The organism is Streptomyces cupreus, from assembly GCF_014257025.1.
GTDB lineage: Bacteria > Actinomycetota > Actinomycetes > Streptomycetales > Streptomycetaceae > Streptomyces > Streptomyces cupreus.
Genome location: NZ_JACMSF010000186.1, coordinates 1 through 562, shown reverse-complemented (window position 1 = coordinate 562; position 562 = coordinate 1). Strand labels below are relative to the sequence as shown.

The following is a 562-nucleotide window of genomic DNA, read 5'->3' as shown; positions in this document are numbered from 1 at the left end:
TGCGACCCGCTGACCGGCCAGGCCATCCGCGCCACCAGGGCCAGCAGCCGCCGCTACGAACACCCCCGGCCCGGCGACATGATCCACGTCGACGTCAAGAAGCTCGGCAAGATCCCCGCCGGCGGCGGCCATCGCGCCCACGGCCGCGGCGAACGGCCCGGATCCGTCCGGGGCCTGGGTTACGACTACATCCACGCCGCCGTCGACGACCACTCCCGACTCGCCTACGCCGAGATCCTCCCCGACGAGAAGGGCGCCACCTGCGCGGGCTTCCTCACCCGCGCAGCCGCGTTCTTCCGCACCCACAACATCACCCGCATCGAGCGGGTCATGACCGACAACGCCAAGAACTACCGGCTCTCCCACGCCTTCCAGACCGCCTGCCAAGACCTCGGCGCACGGCAGAAGTTCACCCGCCCCCACTGCCCGTGGACCAACGGCAAGGTCGAACGCTTCAACCGCACCCTGCAGACCGAATGGGCTTACCGGAAGGTCTTCACCAGCAACACCCAACGGGCCCGAGCACTCGCGCCCTGGCTCGACTTCTACAACACTGGCCGCC

1 protein-coding gene is annotated in these 562 nt (G+C 69.2%); it reads left to right on the top strand.

Features of this window, described 5'->3' with window-relative positions; all coding sequences use genetic code 11:
* Positions 1 to 562, top strand: a 562-nt coding sequence (locus H4N64_RS44215; protein WP_186288268.1) for an integrase core domain-containing protein, incomplete at both ends; no start/stop codon positions are given.